Here is a 6713-nt window from a genome sequence, read left to right on the forward strand (position 1 = left end):
TAAGTTTCTTTCTTGAAATTGAATAAGAAAGAAACTTATTCAATTATTAATCAAAGCTTTCCTGATTTGACTATTGAAATTAATAGTAACAACCCTGCCACTCCTGCCCCTAGGTAACCAACAATTCCTATAGAAGAAATGCCATATATTTTTAAACCTACATTGGCATTAATGACTAAAGAGGAACTTACTAATAATCCTGCCACAATAATGGCAAATATAAGCCTATTTACCATTTTGTTTATCTCATTAAAATTTTCTTCCATATTTTTTAGTTCCAGATTTAATTTTAATCTTCCTTCTAGTGCTGTATTGATAATATCTATAACCTTTGTGGACAGTTGAAAGGTGGATTTAAATGAAGAATATAAAAAAGCTGCCATTTCTGTGAAATCTAAATTTTTAAACTTTTCTTTTATTATTTGATTTTTAAAATAGGGCAAGGCTATATCCATTAAAGTTATATTCCTATCGATTTTGGCCAATACTGCTTGAAGGGTTATCATTCCTTTAATTAAGAGAGTAATATTATGAGGCATATTGATATTGTTTTTTTTGCAGACTAGTATAACCTCTTCCAATATTTGAGGAATATCATAGTCGTGAATAGCCTCATCTATATATGTACTATATAATATTTCTATATCCCTATATAGTCTATTTAAATCTATAGGGCCTTTCTTTATGCCGATTTTTAGAATGGATTTAGTCATTAAATCTATATCTTTTGTTGAAGCACCTTCAAGAAAATCATTTAAATTTTTCTTTAAAGATGAATTTAAACTTCCCATCAAACCAAAATCGATATAGCTAATTGTATTTTCATAGATTAAAATATTTCCAGGATGTGGATCTGCATGGAAAAAGCCATCTTCAAAAACCTGTTTAAAATAGTTATAGGTTATTTTAGTAGCTATATCATGAATATCATAGCCTTTTTCCTTTAGTTTACCTGTATTATCAATTTTGATACCAGATATATAATCCATTACTAGAACTTTGGGGGTACAGTATTCTGCATATACTTTCGGAACTGTCATGAATTTTACATCTAAGTTGTTTTCTGTGAATTTAATTATATTATTCATCTCTTCTATAAAGTTCAGTTCCTTTTTAGTTGCGGTACTCAACTCGTCTGCTACTTTTTTCATATCTACTACTTCACCTGTAGTAGTGAAATTGATAAAGGGAGCTAATTTTTTTAATATTTTAATATCCGATAGCATTTTTTCCTTTACAAAGGGTCTTTGAACTTTTACTACAACTCTCTCTCCTGTTTTCAATTTAGCCAGATATACTTCTGATAAAGAGGCAGAGGCAATAGGAGTTTTTATAAAATCCATGAATACTTCATCAATAGAACCTTTTAATTCAAATTCAATAACTTCCTTCATAATGATAAACTCCTCAGGGCTTACATCATCTTGCAATTTTTGAAGTTCATTAATATATTCAATAGGAATAATATCTGCTCTAGTGGATAAAATTTGTCCAATCTTAACGAAGGAAGGTCCTAGCTCTTCCAAAAATAATCTCAGTTCTTTCGGTTCTCCTATTCCATTTTTAAATCCGTGTTTTAAGGCTACCGAAATAATTTCTCTAAATCTCTTTTTTGAATAATCATTATCCATATTAAGAAACCATCTTGTATTTCAAGATGGTCTATCCCCCCATATTAATTATTTTTCTCTAATTCATCTATTCTTCTATTAATATTATCTATATCATCTTTAGTTGCTAAGTTTAAACTATCTAAATAGGTCTTTATATTCATTTCAACATCCGTTATATTCTGAGCTTCTGGGGCATTGTCTTTTACAACCCTTTTAAGCTCTTCATTTAATTGTTTTCCCTGTTCTACAGTAATCTTTCCCTTTTCAACCAAATCCTTTACAAGTTCATTGGCTTTCTCATAGGTTAGAGCTAAAGTACCTACACCAGCAAAGAATACCTTTTTAATTAAATCTTCCATTACTTGCCCTCCTTTCATACTATGTAAGAATATCCAAAAGCAAACCTTTAATATTGTCTAATCTTTTCAATATTCTTATCCTATTGTTTTCAATATTTAAAAAATCCTTAGTCAATTCATCTAATTCATTATCTACCTTCTTTACTAAAGAATATACCCTATGACGTCCTCTTCTATCCAAAGAATTTTCCTTATAAAACACATGAGAGTTATTCACTGTAATATCCAAAAATTCTTTTACTAGTTTTTTATATTGGATTAAATCTTCAATAAACAATTTGTCTTGAAGTTTTTCAGATTGGGCTTCTATTCTACCGTATAAAACCTTAAGCTGCTCTCGAATATGTTCTTGTTCAATTTCCATAAGCTTATTTTTAAAGGTTTCGTGTATTTCCTTTCTATTGGTAGATTTTATACTATCCACCTGTTGTAGATTATTGACACCAACCTTTTCTATCCTTGCCATAAAGTCACTCTCCCTTACTATTCTATTATATACTATCGGCAATATATATGAAAATATAACATTTGCTTAAAGATTAATAAAAAATCTGTCGATATATTAAATGAAATCATTATAAGAGGATGGTTTAATGGAAGCGATAAATTTAAATACTAAAGAAAATATAATAAATGCCTATGGCTTAAAACCTACCCTTTTTTATGATGTTGAGGGCATCTTAGTAGAAAAAAAGGGAAAAGATATAAAAATTGAAAAGTCTATAGAGAACAAAAATATAATGTATTCATTGAGATTGAAAGAAGAAATACAACAGGAAATTGGAGAAAAAATTAATATAGACAAAGAAAAAATATTATCCATAAAGGTAGAAGAAAAAAACAAAGAAGAGGTAAAGCCTGTAAATTTCAAGGAAATAATAAAAAGATTAGGATTAGAGGATTCAGATGAAACAATAAAAGGTATAGAATATTTAATAGATAATCAGATTTCAGTAACTAAAGATAATTTAAATACCTTTTTTATGTCCAAAAAATATTTAAGTGTAATAATAGAAAATATAGATTTTGATTCTTGTATTAAGCTAATGGATAAAGGTATAGATTTAAAAGAGGATTCCCTCCAGAAAATTGCAGAAACTTTAATTGAAGTAAAGGATGGGAAAAATAGTTTATCCTTTAAGGAACTAATAAAACTAAATAGAAAGTTAAGCTATAGAGAAGCAGAAATAATTGCAAAAGAAATATATGGAAGGACAATGGGAAAAGATGTTTATGATAGCATATTAGCCTTATATAAGGAAAGAATCCCAATAGATAAGGAAAATATTGAAAGGGTTATGGAGGTAATAGACAAGCTCTATGACTTGAAAGATTATAATGATGAAACCTTTGTTAGTTTTTTAAAAGAAGATTTATATTTTAATATTGAAAATCTTTATAAATATAAACATTCTTATCATAGTAAAAATCTAGATAAAAACATAATATCCCCTTTATATGAACAATTTACCATAGAAAAGGAAGAAAGCTCAGAATATATATTAAAAATATTAAAGGAGTTAAACCTAGAGGCAAAGGGAGAAAACCTAGAAATAATAAGGGAATTTTTATTAAATGGAGTAGAGGCAACATGGGAGAACTATCGAAAATTATTAGATATGAAATCCAATTTAAAAGAACTAATAGACCTTTTAGATGAAGAAAAAGTAGCCCTTTTAATGGAAGAAGGAGTAGATTTACTGAAGGAAGATATATCCACATTACTAGAGAAGACCAAATATAAAGAGTATAAAAAAGAAAATGGAAACTTAGAAAAACCATTAGAGGCCATAAAGGAAATAGAAAACTTAAAAACCATTACAGATAAAGAATTAGTCCAACTGATTAAAAATGAAAAAGATTTTAAAATAGAGAATTTAAAGGCAATAATATCGACAGAGGCCAATCTAGACCAAGGATTAAATGGAAAGACTATTGAAAAAGCGAGGATTATTTCCAACATATTTAATACATTAGGAGAATTAGATTCCCAAACTATAGCCTTTGTATCCAAAAGGTTTAATTCTATAACATTAAACAATCTATATGAATCTCATTTAGAGCTAATTACAACGGATGAAGCCACAGTTGAACCTATTACTAATATTGAAGAAAGTTTCATTAGACAGGAGTATTTAAATGCCAAATCCAATACCACATTAAACTTAATTAAGATAAGCGTTAAAGAAGGGGTAGCATTAGAGCATATGGCCTTAGAAGAGTTAAACCAATATATAGATAGAAAGGTAAATAGATATAGAGAAACCCAAAGATTAGTCAATGAAATAAAATACCTTAAAGGGAAAGAAGAATCTTTAATACCTGTGATAATGAAAAACCAACTAAATATGTCTATAAACCAAATCAATAATATAAATTATCTTTTAAATAATGGAAAAGGCATAGGAAGTATATTTAATGAACTTTTAGCCAATAAAAATAATTACAGTAAAGAGTTAAAAGAAAAAATTGAAATATTGGAGAATAAAATAAAGAAATTTTCCAATTCCCTTAAGAAAGGTAAAGATGGAGTGGAGGAAGAATTAAAAGAAACATTAAATTCTTTTGAAGATTTAAACAACTCCTTTAATTTCAATGGCGAAGATAAAGAGGGTTATATAAAACAAATTGAAGAATACTTTAATTTACAAAACCAACTATCTAAAGATGATTTAATACTTCAACTACCCATATCCACAGAGGGAGGATATAATAATATAAATTTAATAATCCCTAATATAAATAAGGGAATCCAAAAAAACAAGATGGTATTTTATATTAATATGAATATGGAAAACTTAGGACAGGTTAAGTTTAACATACAGGTGAAAGATGACAAAGTATATGTGGATTTTAATATGGCAAAGGAAGAGAAGATTAAGGATAATGAAAATTTACTTAAAAGTGGATTAGAGAAAATCGGATATACTTTAGAGAAATTAGAACCAAATAATATCCTTTAGGTGAGAACATGAAAATAAGATTAGTATCGAAAAAACAATTGAAGAAAGCTTACGAAAAGAAGAAGATTGAAAACAAAATCGATATAAAAGAAGAACTAGCCATGGAAAATGTTGAAAAGGTACCTAAAGAATTGTTCCAAATTCTCGGGGAGACCTTATCCTTTATAGAAAATGTAAACAAAATGGAGGGGAAAAATAATGAGGATAAACAATAATATACCAGCATTAAATACCCATAGAATGTTAGGAATAACCAATAATGGACTGGAAAAAACTTTAGAAAAATTATCATCAGGAAAAAGAATCAATAAAGCTGCAGATGATGCGGCAGGACTAGCCATCTCACAGAAGATGGAAGCTCAAATAAGAGGCCTTAGACAAGCCTCTAGGAACTCGTTAGACGGTATATCTTTACTTCAAACAGCAGAAGGAGCATTAAATGAAGTCCATGCTATGCTACAAAGGATGAGGGAATTGGCAGTGCAAGGGGCCAATGGAATATATGAAGAAGGAAAGGAAGGAGATTTAAAAGCTATTGCTGATGAGATGAAGGAGTTGACGGAACAAATAAATAAGATTGGTGAAGATACTACATTTAATGGGATATATTTATTGAGAGGGAGACCTACAGAGGGTTCAGGTACAAATTTAAGGCTTCAAATAGGGGCTAACTCAGGTCAGTTTATTGATATTGAAATGTCTCAAATAAATATAACTGTAGGAAGTGAATCTGGTAAGCTAAATATTGCTCCAAATGGTCATTTTATTAAAGTTGCCGGAGATGATAGTGGTGATAAAGGTAAATTTGAAGTGGACAATGATAAATTAACTACAGAAAACTTTAGCAATGCAATATCCACTTATAACGAGGCTATAACAACAGTAGCCAAACACCGTTCCCAACTAGGAGCCTACCAAAACAGACTAGAACATACCATAAGAAATGTGGACAATACAGCAGAAAACTTAACGGCTGCCAAATCAAGGATAGAAGATGCAGATATGGCTCTTGAAATGAGTGAATTTGTCAAACTGAATATATTACAACAAGCAGGTGTGGCAATGCTTTCTCAAGCCAATCAATTACCGCAAACAATGCTCCAACTATTACAATAGGGAGATGAGATAGATGACTGATATTCAAGAACGAAAAAAAAGAATTTCTACAACCAATGAGGCAGGACTTATAGCCATATTATATGAAAGATTAATTGATAATTTTAAAAATTGTATCACTGCCATAAAGGATGAGAACTATGATATAGTGAAAGACTTAAACAATCACTCTAGAGCTATATTAACAGAATTGTTAGTCCAATTTGGTGGAGATGATGAAATTTCATTAACTTTACGTGAAATTAATATTTACATTAATAAGACTATGACTGAAGGGGAAATAAAAAGGAATCCATCTCTATTTGAAATTAATATCAAGATATTAACACCCATATTAGAAGGATTTAAAGAATTAGAAATAATAGAAAAACCAAAGGCAGTATCAGGTCTTACCTATGGCAAAGGAAATCTTGATGAATATACATTAGATGGAAATAGAAGTTTTGAAGGATAACAAAAGCTGTGGAATTTTCCACAGCTTAATTTTCTATGTAACCGTGCACCCAGCCTTGTCGTTATACCCCAGGCGTTACCTAAACAGTTAACTCAAAACAGGCACCCCCACGGCACACGAAAGTGTCTACTTACCGCTGCTTCCTCCCGGACCTGACGGGGTTCATAGATTTTCGTTGCGCAGGACCCATTCGTCAACGCCACTTATT

7 protein-coding genes and 1 other RNA gene are annotated in these 6713 nt (G+C 29.8%); 4 read left to right on the top strand and 4 right to left on the bottom strand.

Annotated elements, in window-relative coordinates; all coding sequences use genetic code 11:
- Nucleotides 1-50 precede the first annotated feature (50 nt).
- Genes C3E90_RS11995 through C3E90_RS12005 form a run of 3 tightly spaced genes read right to left on the bottom strand, consistent with a single transcriptional unit; the run spans nucleotide 51 to nucleotide 2438 of the window.
- A complete protein-coding gene (locus C3E90_RS11995; protein ID WP_236915913.1) occupies nucleotides 51-1631 on the bottom strand; it encodes an ABC1 kinase family protein in 1581 nt (526 codons plus the stop codon).
- 44 nt (nucleotides 1632-1675) lie between these two features.
- Nucleotides 1676-1972, bottom strand: a complete 297-nt coding sequence (locus C3E90_RS12000) for a phasin family protein (RefSeq protein ID WP_236915914.1) — start codon at nucleotides 1970-1972, stop codon at nucleotides 1676-1678.
- A gap of 19 nt (nucleotides 1973-1991) precedes the next feature.
- Nucleotides 1992-2438, bottom strand: coding sequence for a YaaR family protein (locus C3E90_RS12005; protein ID WP_236915915.1), 447 nt, complete (start codon nucleotides 2436-2438; stop codon nucleotides 1992-1994).
- Nucleotides 2439-2565: 127 nt separating this feature from the next.
- Between C3E90_RS12005 and C3E90_RS12010 the strand changes: the two genes are divergently transcribed.
- The 4 genes from C3E90_RS12010 to C3E90_RS12025 are packed head-to-tail and all read left to right on the top strand — an operon-like array spanning nucleotide 2566 to nucleotide 6505.
- Complete coding sequence (locus tag C3E90_RS12010) at nucleotides 2566-4935, top strand: DUF6240 domain-containing protein (RefSeq protein WP_236915916.1); 2370 nt, start codon at nucleotides 2566-2568, stop codon at nucleotides 4933-4935.
- 8 nt (nucleotides 4936-4943) lie between these two features.
- Nucleotides 4944-5150: a hypothetical protein gene (locus tag C3E90_RS12015; RefSeq protein ID WP_236915917.1), complete on the top strand. Its 207-nt coding sequence runs from the start codon at nucleotides 4944-4946 to the stop codon at nucleotides 5148-5150.
- Nucleotides 5134-6051 (top strand): flagellin N-terminal helical domain-containing protein, encoded by a 918-nt coding sequence (locus C3E90_RS12020; RefSeq protein WP_236915918.1) that lies wholly within the window; start codon nucleotides 5134-5136, stop codon nucleotides 6049-6051. The genes C3E90_RS12015 and C3E90_RS12020 overlap by 17 nt, the downstream gene beginning before the upstream one ends.
- A gap of 13 nt (nucleotides 6052-6064) precedes the next feature.
- Nucleotides 6065-6505 (top strand): flagellar protein FliS, encoded by a 441-nt coding sequence (locus C3E90_RS12025; protein WP_236915919.1) that lies wholly within the window; start codon nucleotides 6065-6067, stop codon nucleotides 6503-6505.
- Between the two features lie 41 nt (nucleotides 6506-6546).
- Here C3E90_RS12025 and ffs read toward each other — a convergent pair.
- An RNA gene (gene ffs, locus C3E90_RS12030) (signal recognition particle sRNA large type) lies at nucleotides 6547-6713 on the bottom strand; the annotation flags it as partial.

The organism is Clostridium sp. Cult2, from assembly GCF_021655075.1.
In the GTDB taxonomy this organism is placed as follows: domain Bacteria; phylum Bacillota; class Clostridia; order Tissierellales; family Tepidimicrobiaceae; genus Schnuerera.

What these genes read in the sequence shown, in the direction of transcription:
- C3E90_RS12020 (WP_236915918.1), top strand. Translation starts at nt 5,134, where the DNA reads ATGAGGATAAACAATAATATACCAGCATTAAATACCCATAGAATGTTA.
- C3E90_RS12025 (WP_236915919.1), top strand. Translation starts at nt 6,065, where the DNA reads ATGACTGATATTCAAGAACGAAAAAAAAGAATTTCTACAACCAATGAG.
- C3E90_RS12015 (WP_236915917.1), top strand. Translation starts at nt 4,944, where the DNA reads ATGAAAATAAGATTAGTATCGAAAAAACAATTGAAGAAAGCTTACGAA.
- C3E90_RS12000 (WP_236915914.1), bottom strand. Translation starts at nt 1,972, where the DNA reads ATGGAAGATTTAATTAAAAAGGTATTCTTTGCTGGTGTAGGTACTTTA.
- C3E90_RS12005 (WP_236915915.1), bottom strand. Translation starts at nt 2,438, where the DNA reads ATGGCAAGGATAGAAAAGGTTGGTGTCAATAATCTACAACAGGTGGAT.
- C3E90_RS11995 (WP_236915913.1), bottom strand. Translation starts at nt 1,631, where the DNA reads ATGGATAATGATTATTCAAAAAAGAGATTTAGAGAAATTATTTCGGTA.
- C3E90_RS12010 (WP_236915916.1), top strand. Translation starts at nt 2,566, where the DNA reads ATGGAAGCGATAAATTTAAATACTAAAGAAAATATAATAAATGCCTAT.